The sequence below is a fragment of the Burkholderia sp. AU45251 genome (genome assembly GCF_030482905.1).
Lineage (GTDB): Bacteria > Pseudomonadota > Gammaproteobacteria > Burkholderiales > Burkholderiaceae > Burkholderia > Burkholderia aenigmatica.
Genome location: NZ_JAUJQH010000001.1, coordinates 1,335,922 through 1,358,475, shown reverse-complemented (window position 1 = coordinate 1,358,475; position 22,554 = coordinate 1,335,922). Strand labels below are relative to the sequence as shown.

The following is a 22,554-nucleotide window of genomic DNA, read 5'->3' as shown; positions in this document are numbered from 1 at the left end:
CATGGAGACTTTCCAGGGCATGGGGCCAGCGTAAGTGCCAAAGCACTCACGCTGGCCGACAGGAGACAATGATGACGGTACAGGCATTCCTGGACGCACGCGACTTTCTGCTGCGCCATCGCACCGACTACGAAACCGCTTACCGCGAGTTCGAGTGGCCGGTGCTCGATGCGTTCAACTGGGCGCTCGACTACTTCGACCCGATGGCACGCGGCAACGACCAGCCCGCGCTGTGGATCGTCGACGCGGCGACCGGCACGGGCGATCCGTATTCGTTCGCGCAGATGTCCGAGCGTTCGTCGCGGATCGCGAACTGGCTGCGTTCGATCGGTGTCGTGCGCGGCGACCGGATCCTGCTGATGCTGCCGAACCGTGTCGAGCTGTGGGACGCGATGCTCGCCGCGATGAAGCTCGGTGCGATCGTGCTGCCTGCCACCACGCAACTGTCACCTGACGACGTGCGCGACCGCGTGCAGATCGGCGGCGCGAAATACGCGATCGTCGACGAGAACGAAACCGCCAAATTCGAACAGCCCGACCTCGGCCTCGCGCAGAAGATCGTCGCCGGCGCGCCGCGTGCGGGCTGGCTCGCGATGAACGACGGCTACGCGGCGAGCGCCGCGTTCGAACCGGACGCCGTCACGCACGCGAATGATCCGATGCTGCTGTACTTCACGTCGGGCACGACGTCGAAGCCGAAGCTCGTCGAGCATACGCACCGCACCTATCCGGTCGGCCATCTGTCGACGATGTACTGGGTCGGCCTGCAGCCGGGCGACATCCACTGGAACATCAGCTCGCCGGGCTGGGCGAAGCACGCGTGGAGCTGCTTCTTCGCGCCGTGGAATGCGCAGGCGTGCGTGTTCGCATTCAACTACGCGCGCTTCGAGCCGAAGGTGGTACTCGATGCGCTCGTCAAATACCAGGTGACGACGCTGTGCGCGCCGCCGACCGTGTGGCGCATGCTCGTGCAGCAGCCGCTCGCGTCGTTCGACGTGAAGCTGCGCGAGATCGTCGGCGCGGGCGAGCCGCTGAATCCCGAGATCATCGAGCGCGTGAAGAAGGCGTGGGGCATCGCGATCCGCGACGGCTACGGCCAGACCGAGACGACCTGCCTGATCGGCAATTCGCCGGGCCAGCCGGTCGTTGCGGGCTCGATGGGCCGGCCGCTGCCCGGCTACCGGATCGAGTTGCTCGACCCGGACGGCGCGCCCGTGACCGAAGGCGAGGTTGCACTGCCGATCGGTGCCGACGTCACGCGCCCGGTCGGGCTGATGACAGGCTATGCGAACAATCCCGATGCGACGGCCTACGCGATGCGCGACGGCCACTACCGCACGTCGGATATCGCGATGCGCGGCGACGACGGCTATTACGTGTACATCGGCCGCGCGGACGACGTGTTCAAGTCGTCCGACTACCGGCTGAGCCCGTTCGAACTCGAGAGCGTGTTGATCGAGCATCCGGCGATCGCCGAGGCGGCCGTTGTGCCGAGCCCCGACCCCGTGCGGCTGTCGGTGCCGAAGACTTTCATCATGCTGCGGCAGGGCTACGAGGAAAGCCCGGCGCTGGCACTGGAGATTTTCCGTTTCTCGCGCGAGAAGCTCGCGCCGTACAAGCGGATCCGCCGCCTGCAGTTCGCGGAGCTGCCGAAGACGATCTCGGGGAAGATCCGCCGCGTCGAGCTGCGCCGCCGCGAGATCGAGCGTGGCGACGATGCGTCTGCGCGGATGCCCGGCGAATACTGGGAAGAAGATTTTGCCGCGGAACTGAAGTGACGTGACCGCGGGCCGCGCGCCGCATGTCGCGGCCGCCGCCCGCAGCCGAATTGAACCGGCCGCGCGGCGATATCGCGCTTGGCGGCCCTCTGCAAGGAGATTGGATCGATGAACGCGAATTCGAAAGACGTGCCGACGGTCAAGCTGCTGATCGACGGCGCCTTCGTCGAGTCCGCCACGAACGAGTGGCGCGACATCGTCAACCCGGCGACGCAGCAGGTGCTCGCGCGCGTGCCGTTTGCGACCGTCGCGGAAGTCGACGCGGCCGTGCAGGCCGCGCACACCGCGTACGCAACGTGGAAGAACACGCCGATCGCCGCGCGCATGCGCATCATGCTGAAGTTCCAGGATCTCGTGCGCACGAACCAGCAGCGCATCGCCAAGACGCTGACGGCCGAGCAGGGCAAGACGATTCCTGATGCCGAGGGCGACATCTTCCGCGGCCTCGAAGTGGTCGAGCATGCGTGCTCGATCGGTTCGCTGCAGCTCGGCGAATTCGCCGAGAACGTCGCGGGTGGTGTGGATACCTACACGCTGCGCCAGCCGCTCGGCGTGTGCGCGGGCATCACACCGTTCAACTTCCCCGCGATGATTCCGCTGTGGATGTTCCCGATGGCGATCGTGTGCGGCAACACGTTCGTGCTGAAGCCGTCGGAACAGGATCCGCTGTCGACGATGGAACTCGTCGAGCTCGCGGTCGAGGCCGGCGTACCGAAAGGGGTACTGAACGTCGTGCACGGCGGCAAGGAAGTCGTCGACGCGATCTGCACGCATCCGCTCGTGAAGGCGATCTCGTTCGTCGGTTCGACGGCGGTCGGCACGCACGTGTACAACCTCGGCAGCGCGAACGGCAAGCGCGTGCAGTCGATGATGGGCGCGAAGAACCACGCAGTCGTGCTGCCTGACGCGAACCGCGAGCAGGCGATCAATGCGCTCGTCGGCGCGGGCTTCGGCGCGGCCGGCCAGCGCTGCATGGCGACGTCGGTCGCGGTGCTCGTCGGCAACGCGCGCGACTGGCTGCCGGACATCGTGGCGAAGGCGAAGGCGCTGAAGGTCAATGCGGGCGCGGAAGCCGGCACGGACGTCGGGCCCGTCGTGTCGAAGGCCGCGAAGGAACGCATCCTGTCGCTGATCGACGCGGGCGTGAAGGAAGGCGCGAAGCTCGAACTCGACGGCCGCGACGTGACGGTGACCGGCTACGAGCAGGGCAACTTCGTCGGCCCGACGATCTTCTCGGGCGTGAAGACGAACATGTCGGTCTACACGCATGAAATCTTCGGGCCCGTGCTGGTCGTGATGGAAGCCGACACGCTCGACGAAGCGATCGCGCTCGTCAACGCGAACCCGTTCGGCAACGGCGTGGGCCTGTTCACGCAGAGCGGCGCGGCCGCCCGCAAGTTCCAGAGCGAGATCGACATTGGCCAGGTCGGCATCAACATCCCGATCCCGGTGCCCGTGCCGTTCTTCAGCTTCACGGGCTCGCGCGGCTCGAAGCTCGGCGATCTCGGCCCGTACGGCAAACAGGTCGTGCAGTTCTACACGCAGACCAAGACGGTCACCGCACGCTGGTTCGACGACGACACGACGGCCGGCCCGGTGAATACGACGATCCGGCTGCATTGAGCGGCGGAGGACACGAACATGAAAATCGGTTTTATCGGCCTCGGCCATATGGGTGCGCCGATGGCGCTGAACCTGCTGAAAGCAGGCCATGAAGTACATGCGTTCGACCTGAGCGCCGACGCGTTGCGCGCCCTGCAGGACGCCGGTGCGCAGGTGGCTGCTTCGCCGCGCGACGCGGCATCGGGCGCGACGTTCGTCATCACGATGCTGCCGGCCGCGCCGCATGTGCGCTCGGTGCTGTCCGGCGAGAACGGCGTGCTCGCCGGCCTCGGCGCGGGCGCGACCGTGATCGATTCGAGCACGATCGACCCAGCGAGCGCGCAGGCGTTCGGCGCGCTCGTGCGCGAGCACGGCGGCGCGTTTGTCGATGCGCCCGTGTCGGGCGGCACCGGCGGCGCGGCGGCCGGCACGCTGACCTTCATGGTCGGCGGCAGCGATGCGGATTTCGAGCGCGTGAAGCCCGTGCTCGCGGGCATGGGCAAGAACATCGTCCATTGCGGCGCGACGGGCATGGGGCAGGTCGCGAAGGTCTGCAATAACCTCGTGCTCGGCATCTCGATGGCGGCCGTGTCGGAGGCGATGTCGCTGGGCGTCGCGCTCGGCATCGACCCGAAGGTGCTCGCCGGCATCGTCAACACGTCGACGGGCCGCTGCTGGAGCTCGGATACGTACAACCCGTATCCGGGCGTGATCGACACCGCACCGTCGTCGCGCGGCTACTCGGGCGGCTTCGGCACCGACTTGATGCTGAAGGATCTCGGCCTCGCGAACGACGCCGCGAAGCAGGCCCGCCAGCCCGTCTATCTCGGCGCGCTCGCACAGCAGCTGTACCAGACGATGAGCAGCCGTGGCGACGGCCAGCTCGATTTCTCGGCGGTGATCCGCCTGTATCAACCAGTAACGAAGAAGGACGCATGATGATCGAACTGGACTACGTCGACGACGGCGCGATCGCGTGCGCGACGCTCAAGCGTCCGCCCGCGAACGCCTTTACCGCCGACGGGCTGCAGCAACTGCAGGCAACCGTCGCCGAACTGAATGCGAATCCGCGCGTGCGCGCGCTGGTGATTACGGGCGACGGCCCGAAGTTCTTCAGCGCGGGCGCCGACCTGAACACGTTCGCCGAAGGCGACCGCGCGGTTGCACGTGCGATGGCATCGCGCTTCGGCGCGGCGTTCGAGGCGCTGCACGATGCGCGCGTCGTGACCATTGCGGCGATCAACGGCTACGCGATGGGCGGCGGTCTCGAATGCGCACTCGCGTGCGACCTGCGGATTGCCGAGACGCATGCGCAAATGGCGCTGCCCGAGCCGTCGGTCGGCCTGCTGCCATGCGGGCTCGGCACGCAGACGCTGCCCTGGCTCGTCGGCGAAGGCTGGGCGAAGAAGATCATCCTGACCGGCGCGCGTGTCGATGCGGCCACCGCGCTGCGGATCGGCCTCGTCGAGGACGTCGTGGAGTCGGGCGCGGCGCGCGATGCGGCGCTGGCGCTCGCACGCAACGTCGCGCGGCAGAGCCCGCACGCGGTCGCGTACAGCAAGGAGCTGATCGGCCTCGCGCGCCGCGGCGTGCCGCGCAGCGCGGCGCTCGCGGTCGAACGCGAACGCTTCGTCGACCTGTTCGAGACGAACGATCCGCGCGAAGGCGTGGCCGCGTTCCTCGGCAAGCGCGCGCCGCAGTGGCACACCGATGGAGAGTCGCAACGATGAGCACGCCGGTCATGAATCACGACGCGTTCGCGGAGCAGGCCCCCGAGGTGCTGTTCCGCGTGGTGAACCGCGTGGCGCTGATCACGCTGAACCGGCCGGCGGCGCTCAACGCGCTGTCGTACGCCATGATCGGCGAGCTGGCCGCGCTGCTCGAGCGCTGCCGTGACGACGACCAGATCGTCGCGGTCGTGCTGCGCGGCGCCGGCGAGAAGGGCTTCTGCGCGGGCGGCGACGTGCGCGCGCTGTACAAGATGGTCGCGCAGCGCGAAACCTGGCTGCCGTTCTTCGTCGACGAATACCGGCTCGACTACGCGATCCACACGTTCCCGAAGCCGGTGGTCGCGCTGATGGACGGCGTGACGATGGGCGGCGGCATGGGCCTCGCACAGGGCGCGGCGCTGCGCGTCGCGACCGAGCGCAGCAAGATCGCGATGCCGGAGACACGCATCGGCCTCGTGCCGGACGTCGGCGCGACGCATTTCCTGTCGCGCATGCCGGTCGAACTCGAACTGTACGTCGGGCTGACCGGCGCGATGCTGTCAGGCGCCGACGCGCTGACCGCGAAGCTCGCGGATCTGTGCGTGCCGTCCGCGTGGCTCGACACGTTCGAGACGCGCATCGAAAGCGTCAAGTGGGAGGGCGATGCGTTGCCGCTGCTGCGCAAGGTATTCGAGCCGCCGTGCAACGTCGTGCCGCATGCGGCGCTCGACAGCCAGATGCCGTGGATCGTGCGTCACTTCGACAAGCGCTCGACCGTCGAGCGGATCGTCGCGACGCTGATGCAGGATCTCGCACGCGAGGAACTGTCGCGCGAGCACCGTCAATGGCTGCAGGCGACGCTCGATGCGCTCACGGGCCACTCACCGACGATGCTGTACGTGACGCGCGAGGCGCTGCTGCGCGGCCGCCAGATGACGCTGGCCGAATCGTTCCGGATGGAGCTCGGCATCGTCGCGCGCGCGATCGAGGAAGGCGACTTCTGCGAAGGCGTGCGCGCGCATCTCGTCGACAAGGATCGCAAACCGCGCTGGGCGCCCGCGTCGCTCGTCGAGCTGCGCGCCGAACGCGTGCGGCATTTCCTCACGTCGCCGTGGAAGCTGTTCGCGCATCCGCTGGCGGCGCTGGGCGCGGATTGAACGGCCGGCACGCGGCCGATGACCTGCAAGGCGGCGCATGCTTCGGCATGCGCCGTTTTTCTTTTTCGAGGTCGGCACGCATCCAGCGCAGCACATGCGATGACGCGCGTTACCATCAGCCGCTTGAAATCACAACCGCCGGGAATAGACGAAAATATCAATAATAATTTGCGAATTTGAGCGCGGTGGGCGAGGGGCTCTGCTTGTCGCGGAATATGAAAAGCCATTAATATCGTCAAACAAAATTTGATTGTCAGTTTGATAATTTAAAGTCGCCTTATCGAAGGCGTGCATGAAAATGCCGCTATTCGATAAAGATCCGAGGCGAGCATGAGACAAAGGGGGCTATTCCGTCCGTGGTGCACGGGCTGAGGCGCTGAGCCACCCCGGATGCGCGGGCTCCGCGAGATGAATCACGAGTTCGGCTATCGGTCGGGGCATCTATTGGCGTCCGGGTTCGTGGCTGCTGCTCGATTGGCGGCATTCGTGCATCAACGGTTTTTCCTGATGGATTCGATGCGCACTCGGTGCTTCGACGTGAGTTGACACGCCTGTCATCGCGCCTTGACTGGATTCGTGAATAACGGGTGATTGAATCCGGAATAATCGCGCGATCTGTTTTCGAGTCTGAAATTTCATTTCAACTACTTCAAATTACATTTCCATGTGGATTTGCCGAAGCCTGACCGGCGGCCGGGGCGCTGCCCGATGAAGACGCTCGCGTATCTCGCCTGCCTGACCGCGGTCGGGCTGGTACTGCGGTATGCGGGCGTCCCGCATGGCCTGCTGCTCGGCGCGATTCTCGCCGCATCGATCGCGACCAGCCGGTTCGGTTTCGCGCCCAGGCTGCGCTTCGGCCTCGAGTTCGTGCAGATCGTGCTCGGCACGGCGACCGGCTTGATGTTCCGGTCGTGGGACATGCAGATGGTCGTCTCGATCGTGCCGAGCCTGGGTGTGCTGCTCGTGTGCCTGGCCGTGCAGATCGCGGTCGGCAGTCTTTGGCTGTCTCGCGTCTCGCGCTGGAACCTGGCCGATTCATTGCTGGCCGTCTATCCCGGCGCACTCGCCGCGGTGTTCGACCTGCTGGAATCCGAGCGCGCGTCGGCCAAGGTGATCGTCGTGCATCTCGTGCGGCTCCTGTCGATCACGGTCCTGGTCAGTTGTTTCATTCCGGCGCAGGTGGGCGCGCCGCAGCCAGTGGCTGTCGCTGCGCTGCCGGTCGAGACGTTGCTGGCGCTGACCGGGTTGGTGGTGCTGTGCGTGCTGGTCGGGCGGGCGTTGCTCGGGCTCGGTATTCCGGCACCGTTCATGATCACGGCCATCGTGCTGGCCGGCGTGTTCGTACGAGCGGGATGGCTGCATGACTTCGAGGTGCCGGCGTGGTGCGTCGATGCGGCGTCGGTCATCCTGGGCGCGCTGATCGGCGCGCAGTTCAGGCAGATCACGCTGGCGGAAGGGCTGCGATACGGCCGCACCGGCCTCGCATGCATCGCGCTGATGCTGATGGTGGCCGGTGCGTTCGCGTGGGGGATGGCGCGGCTGTCCGGCTACGGGGTGCTGCCGCTGTGGCTCTCGTATGCGCCCGGCGCCATCGAGACGATCACGATCGTCGCCTACGGCGGCGGGTTGAACGTCGTGTTCGTGCTGTCTCATCATCTGACGCGGCTGGTCGTGCTGCACTTCGCGCCGGCGGCACTCGCCCGCGCGCGCCGCCGGCGCATGCTGGCGATCGACGGCGGCAACGCGAAATAGCGCGGGCAGGGCGGAGTGTCGCGCGTGCCCGTGCGGGCGCGGCGCGATCCCCGGCGCCGTGCGCCGTCCCGCCTACCGCTCGATCATCGGCGGAATCGCCTGCGCGAACGCGTCGATCACGCAGCGCGTCTTGCGCGGCAGGTAGCGCGTCTTCGGCCAGATCGCGTGGATGTCGCCCTCGCAGACGAAGCAGCGGTCGAGCACGACCGTCATCTCGCCGCGCTTCACGTAGTGATCGAGCAGCCAGCTCGGCAGCCACGCGATCCCGAACCCCGATGCGCCGGCTGCCGCGATCGCCTGCACGTCGTCGAAACTGAGCTGGTGCGGCATGTCGATCCGTACCGTCGAACCGTCCGGCGCGCGCAGGTCCCACGGTTGAACCACACCCGAGCGGGAATACGCGATCGTCCGGTGGTGCTTCAGATCGTCGAGCGTCTTCGGCATCCCGTAGCGGGCGAGATACGACGGCGCCGCGCCGAGGCTGCCGTATTGCGTGCCGAGCCGCCGCACCGTGAGGCTCGTGCTGTCCGCGAGCGTGCCGATCCGCACCGCGAGGTCGATGCCTTCCTCGACGAGATCGACGAAGCGGTCGGTGATCGACACGTCGATTCGCAGATGCGGATAGGTGCGCGCGAGGTCGAGCACGACGGGCGTCACGCAGTGGTGCCCGAACGCGAGCGGCACGCTCAGGCGCAGCTTGCCGCGCGGCTCGTTGCGGCCGCAGTCGAGGTCGGCTTCCGCCGCCTCCAGTTCCGCGAGCGCGCGCACGCAGCGGTCGTAGTACGCCTGGCCGTCGTCGGTCAGGCTCTGGCTGCGCGTCGTGCGCTGCAGCAGCCGCGCGCCGAGCCGCTTCTCGAGCCGCGCGACCGCCTTGCCGACGGCCGAACGCGTCATGTCGAGCCGCTCCGCGGCGAGCGCGAAGCTGCCCGATTCCACTACCTGGACGAAGGTCGTCACGCCGTCGAGTCTGTCGGTCATGGAAGGGTGAATTGATTGAGTCCTGCAGTTCCCCAGTCTGGAGAAACAGCTGCGTCAATGGGGATGGAAATTCTCACTATAGTACCGATTCCCGTCCAGCGTGCGTCGCCGGCCGCACGCGGCGAATCCTTCTCACCTGGAGGCGCGCGGCCCGTTGCCGGGCCACGGCGCAATACGCATGACGCTATCCGACTCCCGCAGGAATGCGGTCGCGCTCGCGGCCGTCTGTCTCACGTCGCTGATGTTCGGCCTCGAAATCTCGAGCGTGCCGGTGATCCTGCCGACGCTCGAACACGTACTGCATGGCGATTTCAACGGCATGCAGTGGATCATGAACGCGTACACGATCGCGTGCACGACCGTGCTGATGGCGGCCGGCACGCTCGCCGACCGGTTCGGCCGCAAGCGCGTGTACGTGATCGGCACCGTGCTGTTCGGCGCGACGTCGCTGCTGTGCGGGCTCGCGCCGAACGTGCCGGTGCTCGTCGCGGGCCGGCTGCTGCAGGGCGCGAGCGGCGGCGCGATGCTGATCTGCCAGATTGCCGTGCTGTCGCACCAGTTCCGCGAGGGCCGCGAGCGCAGCCGCGCGTTCGGGATCTGGGGGATCGTGTTCGGCATCGGGCTCGGTTTCGGGCCGATCGTCGGCGGCGCGATCGTCGCGCTGGCAAGCTGGCCGTGGGTGTTTCTGGTCCATGCGCCACTCGCGGCCATCGCGCTCGCGATGATCGGCGGCGCGGTGCAGGAGTCGAGCGATCCGCACGCGGGCTCGCTCGACGTGGCGGGCATCGTCACACTGTCGCTCGCGGTGCTCGGCCTCGCGTTCTACATCACGCAAAGCGCGGAGCTCGGGCTCACCAGCGCCGCCGGCCTCGGCGTGCTCGGCGCGACCGTGGTGGCGCTGGCCGGCTTCTTCATCGCGGAACGCGCCAGCGCGCGGCCGATGTTCGATTTCTCGGTGTTCCGGATCCGCCCGTTCACCGGCGCGATCTTCGGCTCGATGGGGATGAACTTCAGCTTCTGGCCGTTCATGATCTACCTGCCGATCTGGTTCCAGGTCGCGCTCGGCTACGACAGCGTGACGGCCGGCCTCGCGTTGCTCGCGTACACGTTGCCGACGCTGGTCGCGCCGCCGTTCGGCGAACGGCTCGCGCTGCGCTACGGGCCGGGCGTCGTGATCCCGGGTGGCCTGTTCACGATCGCGGCGGGTTTCGCGTTGATGCGGATCGGCAGCGCGGCCGACCCTGCGAGCTGGATCACGATGCTGCCCGGCTGCGTGATCGCCGGCATCGGGCTCGGGCTCACGAACACGCCGGTGACCAACACGACGACGGGCGCGGTGCCGAGCTCGCGGGCCGGGATGGCGTCGGGCATCGACATGAGCGCGCGGATGATCTCGCTCGCGCTGAACATCGCGGCGATGGGCTTCGTGCTGGTCGCGGGGATCGTCGCGAGCCTGAAGGCCGGTGTCGCGGGCACGATCGGCGACGCGGCGCTGCGCCGGCTCGCGCAGGAGATTGCATCCGGCCGGACCGACGGGCTGCACGAGATCGCACCGGCGCTCGCGCAGGCCGACCCGACCGGCGCGGCATTGCATGCGGCGCTCGTGCACGGGTTCGGCTGGGTGATGGTGTACGGCGCGGCAGGGGTGGCCGTACTCGCGACGGCAAGCGCGGTGGCGTTCGCGCCGGCGCGGCGCGGGGCACCCGTGTGCGAATGACTGCGAGCGTGGCCGGCGCGGCCAGCCCGGCGCGCGCGCCGGTCAGGACATCCCGCCGCCGAGCGCGCGGTACAGCGTCATCTGGTTGTTGAGCCGGTCCAGCCGCGTCTGTTCGTCGGCACTTTGCGCGTCGCGCAGCCGCTGCTGCTGGTCGAGCCACGGCTGCACGGCGGTCGCGCCGGCCGCGAAGCGCGCGGCGGCCAGCCGCTCGGCGCGCTGCGCCTGGGCCAGCGACAGCGCGCGCTGTTCGGCTTCGCGTTCGAGCTGCACGCGTGCCGACAGCGCATTCTCGACTTCCGCGAGCGCCGTGTAGAGCTTCTGGCGGAACCCGACGACCGCTTCCTCGTACTGCGTCTTCGACACCTTGATCTGCAACTGCATCGTGTTCCACTGGATGAACGGCAGCGCAAGGCCGAGCCCGAGTGTGCCGACCGGATTCATCAGCACGCGCTCGAGGCTCGTGCTCGACGTGCCGGCCTGGCCGGTCAGCGTGAAGGTCGGGTAGAAGCTCGTGCGCGTCGCGTCGACGTTCGCGAGCGATTCGCGCAGCCGGAACTCCGCCGCGCGCAGGTCGGGGCGCCGGCCGAGCAGGCTGGCCGGCAGGCCGGCCGCGACCTCCGGCGGTGCCGCGACGGGCAGCGCCGACGGTTCGGCCGCGTGTTGCTGCGGCGGCCGGTCGAACAGGATCGCGAGTGCGTGACGGTTCTCGGTGCGCTGCTGGATCAGGCGGGTCTGCGCTGCACGTTGCGCGGCGAGGCTCTGTTCGGCTTGCGCCAGGTCGAGCCCTGACACGGCACCGGCCGTGTGCCGTGACCGGACGACCGCGAGCGTGCGTACCGCATATGCGATGTTCGCGTCGCCGAGCGCGATCTGCCGGTTCAGATAGCCGATCCGCCAGTACAGCGACGCGGTCGTGCCGATCAGCGACAGCCGCGCGGCTTCGAGATCGGCGGCCGTCGCGTCGGCTTCCCAGCGCGCGGCGTCGCGCAGCGCGGCCAGCCGGCCCCACAGGTCGATTTCATAGCTGAGCGAAACGCTCGCGCCGCTCGACCGGCTCATCTGGTGCGTATCGAGCGTGCGCGACACGGCGCCGTTCGCACCGAGCGACACGGTGGGCGTCAGGTTCGTATTCGCGAGGCCGGCCTGCAGTTGCGCGCGGTACACGCGGATCGCCGCGATCGCGAGATCGTTGTTGGCGCGCAGCGCATCGTCGATCAGCGCGTCGAGTTGCGGATCGCCGAAGCTGCGCCACCAGTCGCGCGTCGTGGCCGGCGCGTCGGCGGAAACCGGCGCCGCCCAGTTCGCCGGCATCGCGACGGCGGGCAGCGGCTCATGGCGCGCGCCTGCACAGCCGGCGAGCAGCGCGGCCGCGCAAGCGAATGCGCCCAGGCGGTGAAGCGGCGAGGAATGCGTCATGGCGGGCCTTGCGTCAGTCGCGCGCGAGCGCATCGATCGGATCGAGCCGCGATGCATTGCGCGCGGGCATGAAGCCGAATATCACACCGGTGAGTGTCGAGCAGACGAACGCGGTCACGATCGCGCCGGCCGAGAACACCATCTTCCACTGTGCGACGAACATCGAGAACAGCGCGCCGAGCCCGAACGACAGCGCGATGCCGATCGTGCCGCCGAGCAGGCAGACGAGCACGGCCTCGACGAGAAACTGCTGCAGGATGTCGGACTGGCGCGCGCCGACCGCCATCCGGATGCCGATTTCGCGCGTGCGCTCGGTGACCGACACCAGCATGATGTTCATCACGCCGATCCCGCCGACGACGAGCGAGATCACCGCGATCAGCGACAGCAGCAACGTGAGCGACTGGCCGGTCTTCTCGACGGTCTTCACCACGCTGTCCATGTTGTACGTGAAGAAGTCCTTGCGGCCGTGGCGCTGCGTCATCAGCTTTTCGAGACTCTTCTCGGCGGCGGCGCTCGGCTGGCCGTCGCGCACGCGCACGGTGATGCTGTCGAGGTGGTGCTGCCCGAACAGGCGCCCGCTCGCGGTGGTGTACGGCACCCACACGTTCAGGCTCTTCACGCTGCCGAACGCGCTCTTCTTGTCGGCCGTCACGCCGATCACGACGCACGGCACGTTGTCGACCAGGATCACTTCGCCGATCGGGTTGCGCGTCGCGCCGAACAGCTTGCGACGCGTGTTCTGGTCGATCACGGCCACCTGCACCTGGCGACGCACCGCGTCGTCGTCGAACGCGACGCCCAGCGCGAAGCGCATCCCGCGCGCCTGGAAGAAGCGGTCGCCGACGCCGCTCACGAGCGCGTTCACGTCGACGTTGCGGTAGCGCAGCAGCAGCGTGCGCGACGTTTCGGGCGTCGCGCTGTCGACGTACGGCTGCTCGGCGAGCGCGGCGACATCGGCGGGCACGAGCGTCTGGATCGAGTCGGCGCGGCTGTCGCCCCAGTCGGTGCCCGGATAGATGTTGATCGTGTTCGTGCCGATGCTGCCGATCTCGTCGAGCATGTAGCGCTTCGCGCCTTCGCCGATCGCGACGATCGACACGACCGACGTGATGCCGATGATGATGCCGAGCATCGTCAGCAGCGTGCGCAGCCGGTGCGACACGAGCGCGATCCATGCCATCCGGCAGGCCTCGGCGAAGCGGCCGGAGCCGGCCGCGAAGCGCCGCGTGCGGGCGCCGGAATCGGCATGCGGACCGGTGTCGACGGCTGCGGGCGGCGTCGGTGGGTCGTGGCGATCAAGTGAGGGTGACTCGCCGGCTGCTGCTTTGGTCGCCTCTGCCGCTTCCGCTGCGTCGACGCCCGCTTCCGCGAGGGCTTCCGCATAGTGCCGGTTCGGCCGGTCGGCGACGATCTCGCCGTCGCTGATCTCGATGATGCGCTTCGCATGGCGCGCGACGGCCTTGTCGTGCGTGACGATGACGATCGTATGGCCGAGTGTGTTCAGCTCGTGCAGGATGCGGATCACGTCCTGGCCGCTTTTCGTGTCGAGCGCGCCGGTCGGTTCGTCGGCGAGGATCACCTGGCCGCCGTTCATCAGCGCACGCGCGATGCTCACGCGCTGCTGCTGGCCACCGGACAGTTGACCGGGACGATGGTGCGCGCGATCCGCGAGCCCGAGGCGTGCGAGCAGCTCGCGTGCGCGTGCATGCCGCTCCGCGCGCGGGGTGCCGGCATAGATCGCGGGCATTTCGAGGTTCGCGACCGCGTCGACGTGCGGCAGCAGGTGATAGCGCTGGAACACGAAGCCGAAGTGTTCGCGGCGCAGTTGCGCGAGCTCGTCGCTGTCGAGCATGTGCGTGTCGCGGCCGCCGACCGTGTAGGTGCCTTCGCTCGGATGATCGAGGCAGCCGAGGATGTTCATCAGCGTCGACTTCCCGGAGCCCGACGCGCCGACGATCGCGACGATCTCGCCCGCGTGGATCGACAGGTTGACGTTGTTCAGGACAACGACATCCTTGTCGCCGGCCGGAAAGCGTCGTGTGACGGCAGCGAGTTTCAGCAGGGGCTGGCTCATCGTCACACCACGTCCGCCAGCGGCGCATGGTCGTCGCCGGCCGCTTCGCCGATCACGACACGTTCGCCGTCCTTCAGGCCGCTCAGCACTTCGACGCGCACGTTGTTGTTGATGCCGATGCGGATGTTGCGCGTTTCCGTGCTGCCGTCGGCACGCAGCACGCGTACCGCATAGGTGCCGTCCTTGCGTTTTTCGCCGAGCGCGGCGGCCGGAATGCTCAGCGCGTTGCGTGCGTTGCCGAGCACGATGTTGACTTGCGCGGTCATCGAGATGCGCAACCGATGCTCGGGATTCGGCACTTCGAACAGCGCGTTGTAGAACACGGCCGAATTCGGCTTCGTGCCGCCGCCCGCGCCGCCGCCGAGCGGGCTCTGTGCTTCGGCGTAGTTCTGCGGCGCCGGCTCGATCGCGCGCAGCTTGCCGTAGTGACGCTTGTCCGGTTCGCCGAGGATCGTGAAATACGCGGTCTGGCCGCCACTCACGCGGATCACGTCGGCTTCCGACACCTGCGCCTTCACGGTCATCGTGTCGAGATCGGCGAGCTTCAGGATCACCGGCGCCTGTTGCTGCGCGATCACGGTCTGGCCTTCCTGCGTGACGACCGCGACGACCTCGCCGTCGATCGGCGCGACGATGCGCGTGTAGCCGAGATTGGCCTGCGCGGTCTCGATCTGGATGCGGGCCGAGCGGATCTGCGCGGCGAGCGACGCGAGTGTCGCGCGCTGCACGTCGAGCGTCGCGCGGGCGGCCTCGAACGATTCGCGCGAGGTCGCATCGTCGGGCAGCATCGCCTGTTGGCGCTTGAACGCGAGTTCTGCCTGCGTGAGTTGCGCGGCGGTCGATTGCTGCTGTGCGCGCAGGCTTTCTTCGCTGGCGCGCGCCTGGCGCAGCGCGTTTTCCGAGATCACGGGATCGATCTCGGCAAGCCACTGGCCCTTCGTGACCTTGTCGCCGAGCTTGACCTTCAACGACTTCAACTGCCCCGACACCTGCGCACCGACGTCGACCTGCCTGAATGCCTGCAGCGCACCGGTGGCGAGCACCGCGTTCTCGAGATCGCCGCGCGAGACGGGCGCGGACAGGTATTGCGGATGCTTGTCGGGCGCGCACGCCTTCAGCGTGACGCCGATGGCGATCGCGACGATGGCAACGGAAGCCAGCACGATGCGCCGGCGGCGAGGGTTCTTCTGAGTCATGAGCGTGCGGCAAGGATGAAGCGATGCCGGCGATGCGTGCGGCCGGGCGGGACGATCCGGTCGGCGTCGCATGCCGGGCAGGTTGCCCGCGACGGCATCCGCGTACGCATCGCGCGGCCGTGCCGGATCGAATCAGCCGCTCATGGTAAGGGAGGACATCACGCCAAATCGTGTGGAAATTGTGCTGAATTGTGCGAACGCCGCATCGGAGCGGGGGCCGTGCGGCGTCATTGTTGCGATCTGTGAAAAGGCCGGGCGAAGGCTCGTGAGCGTGTTGCGGCCGACATTCAGGTGCGTTAACGCTGCGCGGCGACGAGCGCCATCATCGGCCGGTCGCGTTCCTCGTCGAGCGCGGGCAGCGCATCGACCTGCGCCTGCGTCGGCCCCCGTTCGTCCCGGTGCGTGAGCGTGAAGCCGCTGCCGATCAGCAGGTTCACGAGCGTGCCGAGCGTGCAGTGCTGCTTGACGACGCGGGACGCGAGCCGGTCGGTCACGCGTTCGCTTTCACGCTGGTGTCGAGCCTCGTGCGGGCAGGGTGCGCGGTGCCGCGCGCCCGACCCCCGAGCTTACGCGCGCTGCCCGCCCGAGTCGATCCGGCGTTGCGTGTCGGCGTCGACGATGTCGCGGATCGCGCTGAACAGCGGTGCGGCGTCGGTATAGCGGCGGCCGTAGCCGAGATTGAACGCGTAGTCGAAATCGGGCGGATTGCTGCCCTGGTTGTGCTGCAGGATCGTCTCCAGCTTGTCGAGCGCCTTCGCCGCGCGTGCTTCCGGCGACGCCGCCGCGTCGTATTCATCCCACAGCGCGATGATCTCGTCGCGTGGCCCGGGATCGAGCGATGCGGTCAGCGTCAGCAGGTCGTCGCGTTCGTGCGCGCTTTTGTCGGGATGCGCGGCCTGTTCGATTGCGGGAATGTCGCCGTGCAGCGCCTCGCCGAGATCGTGGACGACGCACAGCTTCAACAGTTTCAGCGTGTCGATGCCGGGCAGCGCGTCGGCGAACACGAGCACCATCAGGCACAGCCGCCAGCTGTGCTCGGCCGTGCTTTCCGCGCGTCCGGACGACGTGTGGCCGCTGCGCAGCACGTCCTTGAGGCGTTCGGCTTCGCGCAGGAAAGCGAGCCGTGCGTGGATCGTATCGGGGTTCATGGTCGGCTTCCGTGCGATGAGCCGTCCAGCGTAGTGCGGGTGGGGGCGGTTCGTCCACGCATGAAATATGCGTGGTGGGGGCGAGCATGGGGCGATGTCGTGGAGCGGTCGCGGGCCGGGTCGAACTCGCCGACGGGCATGCTTTGCCGTGCGCTTACTTCGGCCCAAGTCCGAACGTCAGCGCAATTCCGGACCAGCACAACAGGACGAGGAAGCCGATCTGAACAATCACGACCAGGGCGAATGCATGGGGGCGGCTGCGGCGTGCCACCCGTGTACCACCTGCGTTGGCGACGCCCGAGCGTAGCGCGTGCAGTACCGCGGCGCCGATGGAGAAAGCGAGCACGCCGAACACGAGGTCCAGCACGATTAGCCTCAACATCCGCCGCTCCCTGCGGCGGGACTGCCATTCACGATGAAGTCCTCCGCGTGGCGGGCGCCAAGCGTCGAAGCGCGCTGCGCCGTCACCGAATCGGATGGCGGTTGTATACCGCGCGTTGCGATCCAGCGCCTACGCATCCTCAAGCGTCTCCACGAGCCGTGCGGCCGAGCCATCCGACAGCGTCATCCGCGTCCACCGGCACATGCTGTCGCGGATCGGCACGACCTGCGACGCATTCGCGCCGGTGTCGAATTCGACGCTCGGCGGCCCCGCATGGTCGTGCCAGCCGAGCGTATCGAGCGCGGCTTCCATGCGGACGATCTCCGGGCTCGCGTAGCGCCACAGCGACGTGCCGAGCAGCATCGACAGCGGCTGTGAGAATTCGGCTGCACGTGCCGAAGATGAAGCAAGCAGGCGGTGCGTGAGATCGCACACGAGATGCATGCGGCCCGCGCTGCCCGAGACGAGCCGCGCGAGCGCGTAGTCGCCCGCGGAATCGAGACGCGCGGCGAGCAGCCGCTCGGCCGTCGCGCGTTCGTCGGGCGACATCTGCTGGCGGCCGGCTTCCCAGCGGGAGATCGTCGATTGCGCGACGCCGAACAGGTCGGCCGCATGGCTTTGCTTGACGCGGTGCAGCGCGCGCCAGCGCTTGAGTTGCGGGCCGAGCGCGGACGGATGAAGCGAAGGGTCACGCATGTCGATGCTCCTCGTTCGGGCGTTGGCCGGGTGCCATGACGGACGGGGCCGATCTAGAACCCGCCGATTGGCCGGTCCTTGAACGAAAAATACGCGACCGGCAGCAGCAGGACCCCGCCCAGCACGAGCACGCCGTCGGCTGCCACGGTGACCGGTGTGGCCAGGATCCGGAGTCCCTTCGCGAAGGCGGACGGCGCTTCGTCGATGCCGACCGTATAGCGCTCGTTGAACGGTTGTGCGGTGCCGTCCGGTTTCAACGTGAAGCCTTCGGTGGAATAGCGCTTGCCGACGACGTTGCCGTCGAGTTCGAGCCGGTCGCGCCAGTTCCTGAAGCCGTCGGCGGTTGCCGCCTGACGCTCGTCGTCCGGCGCATCCTTCGACAGCACGGTGTCGTACTGGCCGGTCACGTCGCTGCCGTCGGCGCGGAAGCTGATGAACGACGTATGCAGCGATTTGCGATAGCTGGCCGCCAGCACCGGGCGCAGCGTGTCCGGCAGATCGAAGATGTAGTGATAGCGTTCGCCCAGCACCACCAGCTTCTTGCCGTCTTTCGTGATCATGAAAGCGGAAACGTGCTCGACGTAGGGCTCGTCGTGGTTCTCGTACAGCGCCCGGGTGAAACAGCCCGACAGCGCGAGGCTGCTCGCGGCCACGCCGGCGCCCAGCAGGCGCCGGCGCGTGATCGATGTGCTCATTTCTTGTGGTCCCGTCTGATGCGGTTTGGTTCAGCGGCTCTCGCCCTCGGAAGCCGGATTCTCGCGTATCCGCCGCGCGTTGTCGAACGGGAAATCTGCCCTGGCAGCGGCCGGCCGGCCCCGTCCATGCCGTGCCGACAACGTTTTCGTCACGCTTTCAACCGTCACCGCCATATCTTATTATTTGGCCGGTGCGGACGCGTACCGGCCGCCATCGGTCATGTCGAGGCATGACGCGCCGGTACGAATTACCGCATTTTGGCTGCTACGTCGCACGACGCGCGGTTGAAACGGCAGGAAACGCGTGACCAGCGCGTTTTCCGAAAAAATGACGAGAGGGCGCGATGGTACGACTGGTCTTGCTGCTGCTGGGTATCGAATATCTGCGCACCCGCTGGCGCGGGCTGACCGTGTTCGGCTGGGTGTGGGTCGTCGCGGGCGGCGTGATCTTCGTCGATGCGCTCGACGGCGCGCTGCACTTTCCGATCCAGATCTTTGCATGGCTGTTCCTGATCGAGGGGCTCGCGACGCTCGCGGTGGCCGGCAGCGGCGTCGGCGGGCAGCGCATCCTGCGCTACGTCAAGGGGATCGCGGTCGTGGTCGCCGCCGGGCTCGTGTTCGCGGGCCATCACCACGGCCATTTCCTGCTGTCGATGATCTTCGGCACGCTGTTCCTCGTCGACGGGCTGCTGCAGTGCACTTCCGCGTGGATGGTGCGCTATCGCCGCTGGAACGTCGCCTTCGCATGGGGCGTCGTCGAGATCCTGCTGGCAATCTTCTTCTACCAGCCGTACCCGACGCACTACGTGGGCACCGTGCCGTACTGCCTTGGCCTGCTGCTGATGTTCGGCGGGATGCACATGCTGAGCCTCGCCGCGCGCGTGCGGCGGCTGACGCGCAATCCGGCGTTCGCGACGTCGCCGGTGCCGGCGCTCGCGCCCGATCTCGACGATGCGCGCGACACGCCGCATTTCGCGCAATCCGAATGGGACGGCCCGCCCGCCGACGGCGAGCATGCGCTCACCGTGCACGTGTGGACGCCGACCGGCACGTCGAAGGCCGAAGCGCAGCGCTATCCGGTGATCGACCGCTATATCGCGGCGGTGGACGTCAACGGCGTGATCTCGACCGGGCACGCGGCGCTGGAGTCGCCGGAGGGCATCTATATCAGCCTGTATCCGGGCGTGGAAATCGATCGTTCTCCGGACGAATTCACGCGCATCCTGCGCGCGACGCGCGAAAACGACGTGCCGGGCCTGTTCCAGCCCGACTACGCGACCGAGTCGAAGGCTTGGTGCCCGTCGACCGTGCGGGTGCGGATCCGCAACTACGATCCGGCGAAGCTGGACGCGTTCTGGTCGTCGTATCGGCAGAACGTGACGTACAACCTCACGCATCGCAACTGCTCGAGCACCGTGTCGAACGCGCTCGAAGCCGCGCTCGACGGCGCGGTGTGGCGGCTGAAGGGCACGCGTGCCGGGTGGGGCGCGTTCGTGCGGCTGCTGCTCACGCCCGAGCTGTGGGTCGCCGCACAGATCCGCAAGCGCGCGGTGACGATGGCGTGGACCCCCGGTCTCACGCTCGACTATGCGCGCGCGCTCAGCATGCTTGCCGACCCGCGGCCGTTCGCGTGGTGGAAGGTCGCGCGCTCGGCCGTGAAGGCGATCATGGCGTCGCGCCGCACGTGGCGTGAGCAGGACAATGCGGCGTTGTCGCCCGGTGGATCGGAGGCGGCGTCGATGAAGTGATCGCGTGCCGCCGGACGAGGGCCCGGCGTCACAGCGGCCGCCACCGCGCGGCCGCGCGATGTTGCCCGCCACGAGAACCCACCTACGCAAACAACAATGAACAAGACGAGCGCTTTCCGCATCCTGATTCCCGCCGCGCTGGCGCTGACGTGCGCCGGCTTCGCACAGGCGAGCGCGGACGAAGTGCCGCGCATGAGCAACGATGTGTACCGGACGTCGGTGTCGTTCTGCTCGAACGTCGCGGCCAGCGAGAAGATCGCGTGCCAGGGCGACATGATCGCCGCGGGCAGCCGGATCGTCGCGGCGATCGGCGGCCTGCCGCCGGCATCCGCCACGTCGATCGACGAAGGCGCGCGCAACAAGCTGCCGGCGGCGGAGCGCAAGGGGCTCGCGCCGGTCGAGCCGGATGCGATCGACAAGGACGACGACCTTGCCGGCCTCGCCGGCATGGTGCGCTTGTGCGACGTGTACGAGTCCGAGCCGGCGTCGCGTGCGCGGCATCACGCGGCGCTGAAGCAGCAGGCGCCGGACGCCGCGCCGCGCGTCGAGGCGTTGCTGGCCGATGGGTCGACGGCCGCGCGCCAGCGCGTCAGCATCGGCGTGTGGCAGATCCTCGCGCTCGAAGGCCCCGAATCGGTCGCGCGCGCGTGCACGCAGCTGGGCACCGGATCGTGAGCGACGGCGTGCCGCCGGCAGGGCGGGTCGCGTCGGCCGTGTGAAGCAGCGCGCGACGCGACGGTGCATGCACGCGCCCGTGCCGAGGGACATCATTCGTCCACCTTCACATTCATGCCACGTTGCGTCGGCAACAATCGCGGGCAGATAGTCGACAATCTTGCGGCGCATCCCGCGACCGCAAGCCCTTTCCGAGGAAACGCCATGCTCAAGACGCTCGCCCGCGCCGCTGCCGCACTCGCCGTCGCTTCCGCTTCACTGCCCGCCACCGCGCAGACCAGCTACGACTACCTGTTGCTCGCCGCGTCGTGGGAGCCCGGCTTCTGCGCGTCGCACGATACGCCCGAATGCACGAACCTCGCCGGCACGTATGCGGCGACGAGCCTGTCGCTGCATGGTCTGTGGCCGAACAACTACGACGGCAACCAGCCGTTCTACTGCGGCGTGCCGCAGAGCGACATCGACCTCGACAACGCGCACCAGTGGTGCAGCATGGACGCCTACCCGATCGGCAGCGCGACCCGCAACACGCTGTCGACGTACATGCCGGGTGTCGCGTCGTGCCTCGACAAGCACGAATGGTTCAAGCACGGCACGTGCTCGAACTCGGCATCGCCCGATGCGTATTGGAACCAGGCGTCCGGGATGATCAGCCGGCTCGGCAACACGTCGTTCAACGCGTTCCTGCAGGCGAACGCGGGCAAGACGGTCACGCGCAACCAGTTGCTGTCGGCCTTCGAAGGCGCGTTCGGCAGCAATACGCGCAGCGCGGTGTCGCTGAAGTGCACGAAGACGAACGGCGTCAGCTATTTCACCGAAGCGTGGATTGCGGTGAAGACGAATGCGACCACGCAGTTCCCGAGCGCCGCATCGCTCGTGACGGACGGCAATACGCAGGGCACGTGCCCGACGTCGGGCGTGTATATCGCGAAGTAACGCGGAAGCGGGGCGGCACGCAACGGCAGGGGCTGCGCGTGCCTGATCCCGCGCAATTCGACACGGCATCCGCGCGGATGCGCGACAACTTCGGGCCGCCTGGCCAATTCGCGGCGGGTGCCCGGCTGCATCCGCGCGATCCGGCCGACGCCGTTGACCCGTCACGCTCGCGCGTACGCTTGTTGCGCTTACTCGAGCAGCCGCAACGCGTCCGCGAGCGACAGCACCGTCGTGCGTGATTCGAAGGCGGTGGCGAACAGGTGCTCGTGGACCACCGGATCCGGGTCGTAGCAGCAATCCTTGACCGTATACAGGCGGAAGTCAGCGTCGCTCGCGTGGGCGATCGACGACAGCATCACGCCCGTCGACGCGATGCCGACCATGATCAGCGAATCGACGCCTTGCTCGACCAGCCGTGCCTGCAGATCGGTGCCGAAGAACACGCTGGCGCGGTGCGCGACGATCAGCGGTTCGTCGGCCTGCCGGCCGAGCTCCGGCGACGGGCCGTCGTCGATGAAGAGGCCGAGCTGCTTGATGCCCTGGCCGTTCTTGTTGCGCGGGCTGACCTCCGGATAGCCGGGGCTGAACCGGAGGTTCGCGAACCAGACGCCGATGCCGCTTGCCCGTGCCGCATCGCAGAGCCGGCGCGTATTGGCGAGCAACCCGGGCGCGACCGACGGAAACAGGCCGAGGATGTCGGTCTGGTAATGCATGACGAGCAGCGCGGTGCTTGCCGGCACGATCGCGGGAATCGGTGCGGACGGGCTGTCGTCGGGGTTCGTGCGGGCTGCCGTTGCGATATCCGGTGCGTTTTGCCGAGTCATGAACGAGGGTCTCCGATCGTCCGCGGGGAATTTCAGCGTCCCCGATTTGTACCGGAAAACCGGGCCGG

General features: G+C 67.8%; 20 protein-coding genes. 10 read left to right on the top strand and 10 right to left on the bottom strand.

All coding sequences use genetic code 11. From position 1 onward, the window contains the following. The first annotated feature begins 71 nt into the window (after positions 1–71). The 6 genes from QZM67_RS06000 to QZM67_RS05975 all read left to right on the top strand — a co-directional run bounded on the left by QZM67_RS06000 (position 72) and on the right by QZM67_RS05975 (position 7,998). Positions 72–1,778: an AMP-binding protein gene (locus QZM67_RS06000; RefSeq protein ID WP_043180183.1), complete on the top strand. Its 1,707-nt coding sequence runs from the start codon at positions 72–74 to the stop codon at positions 1,776–1,778. Positions 1,779–1,886: 108 nt separating this feature from the next. After that, complete coding sequence (locus QZM67_RS05995; protein WP_205824613.1) at positions 1,887–3,401, top strand: CoA-acylating methylmalonate-semialdehyde dehydrogenase; 1,515 nt, start codon at positions 1,887–1,889, stop codon at positions 3,399–3,401. A gap of 18 nt (positions 3,402–3,419) precedes the next feature. Continuing rightward, a complete protein-coding gene (gene mmsB, locus QZM67_RS05990) occupies positions 3,420–4,319 on the top strand; it encodes a 3-hydroxyisobutyrate dehydrogenase (protein WP_175022080.1) in 900 nt (299 codons plus the stop codon). Then, positions 4,319–5,110, top strand: coding sequence for an enoyl-CoA hydratase (locus QZM67_RS05985; RefSeq protein WP_175022178.1), 792 nt, complete (start codon positions 4,319–4,321; stop codon positions 5,108–5,110). The genes mmsB and QZM67_RS05985 overlap by 1 nt, the downstream gene beginning before the upstream one ends. After that, positions 5,107–6,246 carry an enoyl-CoA hydratase/isomerase family protein gene (locus tag QZM67_RS05980; RefSeq protein WP_043180177.1) on the top strand — a complete coding sequence of 380 codons (1,140 nt, stop codon included), beginning with the start codon at positions 5,107–5,109 and terminating at the stop codon, positions 6,244–6,246. The genes QZM67_RS05985 and QZM67_RS05980 overlap by 4 nt, the downstream gene beginning before the upstream one ends. 708 nt (positions 6,247–6,954) lie before the next feature. Continuing rightward, a complete protein-coding gene (locus QZM67_RS05975) occupies positions 6,955–7,998 on the top strand; it encodes an AbrB family transcriptional regulator (protein WP_301801244.1) in 1,044 nt (347 codons plus the stop codon). A 72-nt stretch (positions 7,999–8,070) separates the two neighbouring features. Here QZM67_RS05975 and QZM67_RS05970 read toward each other — a convergent pair whose 3' ends face one another. Then, positions 8,071–8,976: a LysR family transcriptional regulator gene (locus QZM67_RS05970; protein ID WP_175022083.1), complete on the bottom strand. Its 906-nt coding sequence runs from the start codon at positions 8,974–8,976 to the stop codon at positions 8,071–8,073. 178 nt (positions 8,977–9,154) lie between these two features. Between QZM67_RS05970 and QZM67_RS05965 the strand changes: the two genes are divergently transcribed. Continuing rightward, complete coding sequence (locus QZM67_RS05965; RefSeq protein ID WP_175022084.1) at positions 9,155–10,693, top strand: MFS transporter; 1,539 nt, start codon at positions 9,155–9,157, stop codon at positions 10,691–10,693. 42 nt (positions 10,694–10,735) lie between these two features. Here QZM67_RS05965 and QZM67_RS05960 read toward each other — a convergent pair whose 3' ends face one another. The 8 genes from QZM67_RS05960 to QZM67_RS05925 all read right to left on the bottom strand — a co-directional run bounded on the left by QZM67_RS05960 (position 10,736) and on the right by QZM67_RS05925 (position 18,303). Further along, on the bottom strand, positions 10,736–12,109 hold the full coding sequence (locus tag QZM67_RS05960; RefSeq protein ID WP_301801243.1) for an efflux transporter outer membrane subunit: 1,374 nt from the start codon (positions 12,107–12,109) through the stop codon (positions 10,736–10,738). Positions 12,110–12,122: 13 nt separating this feature from the next. After that, the gene (locus tag QZM67_RS05955) at positions 12,123–14,186 is read right to left on the bottom strand and encodes a MacB family efflux pump subunit (RefSeq protein ID WP_301801241.1); all 2,064 of its coding nucleotides are present in this window, start codon (positions 14,184–14,186) and stop codon (positions 12,123–12,125) included. Positions 14,187–14,188: 2 nt separating this feature from the next. Beyond that, positions 14,189–15,382 (bottom strand): efflux RND transporter periplasmic adaptor subunit, encoded by a 1,194-nt coding sequence (locus QZM67_RS05950; RefSeq protein ID WP_301801240.1) that lies wholly within the window; start codon positions 15,380–15,382, stop codon positions 14,189–14,191. A 296-nt stretch (positions 15,383–15,678) separates the two neighbouring features. Further along, complete coding sequence (locus QZM67_RS05945; RefSeq protein WP_301801239.1) at positions 15,679–15,876, bottom strand: hypothetical protein; 198 nt, start codon at positions 15,874–15,876, stop codon at positions 15,679–15,681. A 72-nt stretch (positions 15,877–15,948) separates the two neighbouring features. Continuing rightward, positions 15,949–16,530, bottom strand: coding sequence for an HD domain-containing protein (locus QZM67_RS05940; RefSeq protein ID WP_301801238.1), 582 nt, complete (start codon positions 16,528–16,530; stop codon positions 15,949–15,951). Between the two features lie 154 nt (positions 16,531–16,684). Further along, entirely contained in the window at positions 16,685–16,897 is a 213-nt protein-coding gene (locus QZM67_RS05935) for a hypothetical protein (protein ID WP_301801237.1), read from the bottom strand. A gap of 144 nt (positions 16,898–17,041) precedes the next feature. Continuing rightward, the gene (locus QZM67_RS05930) at positions 17,042–17,608 is read right to left on the bottom strand and encodes a helix-turn-helix transcriptional regulator (protein ID WP_301801236.1); all 567 of its coding nucleotides are present in this window, start codon (positions 17,606–17,608) and stop codon (positions 17,042–17,044) included. A gap of 53 nt (positions 17,609–17,661) precedes the next feature. Further along, positions 17,662–18,303 carry a hypothetical protein gene (locus QZM67_RS05925; protein ID WP_301801235.1) on the bottom strand — a complete coding sequence of 214 codons (642 nt, stop codon included), beginning with the start codon at positions 18,301–18,303 and terminating at the stop codon, positions 17,662–17,664. A 344-nt stretch (positions 18,304–18,647) separates the two neighbouring features. Between QZM67_RS05925 and QZM67_RS05920 the strand changes: the two genes are divergently transcribed. The 3 genes from QZM67_RS05920 to QZM67_RS05910 all read left to right on the top strand — a co-directional run bounded on the left by QZM67_RS05920 (position 18,648) and on the right by QZM67_RS05910 (position 21,662). After that, positions 18,648–20,051, top strand: a complete 1,404-nt coding sequence (locus tag QZM67_RS05920) for an HdeD family acid-resistance protein (protein WP_301801234.1) — start codon at positions 18,648–18,650, stop codon at positions 20,049–20,051. 96 nt (positions 20,052–20,147) lie between these two features. Continuing rightward, positions 20,148–20,726, top strand: a complete 579-nt coding sequence (locus tag QZM67_RS05915) for a hypothetical protein (RefSeq protein WP_301801232.1) — start codon at positions 20,148–20,150, stop codon at positions 20,724–20,726. A gap of 204 nt (positions 20,727–20,930) precedes the next feature. Beyond that, complete coding sequence (locus QZM67_RS05910) at positions 20,931–21,662, top strand: ribonuclease T2 (RefSeq protein ID WP_175022093.1); 732 nt, start codon at positions 20,931–20,933, stop codon at positions 21,660–21,662. Positions 21,663–21,850: 188 nt separating this feature from the next. On the opposite strand, the gene QZM67_RS05905 is transcribed toward QZM67_RS05910, so the two are convergent. Beyond that, positions 21,851–22,486 carry an isochorismatase family cysteine hydrolase gene (locus tag QZM67_RS05905; RefSeq protein ID WP_301801230.1) on the bottom strand — a complete coding sequence of 212 codons (636 nt, stop codon included), beginning with the start codon at positions 22,484–22,486 and terminating at the stop codon, positions 21,851–21,853. Positions 22,487–22,554 lie beyond the last annotated feature (68 nt).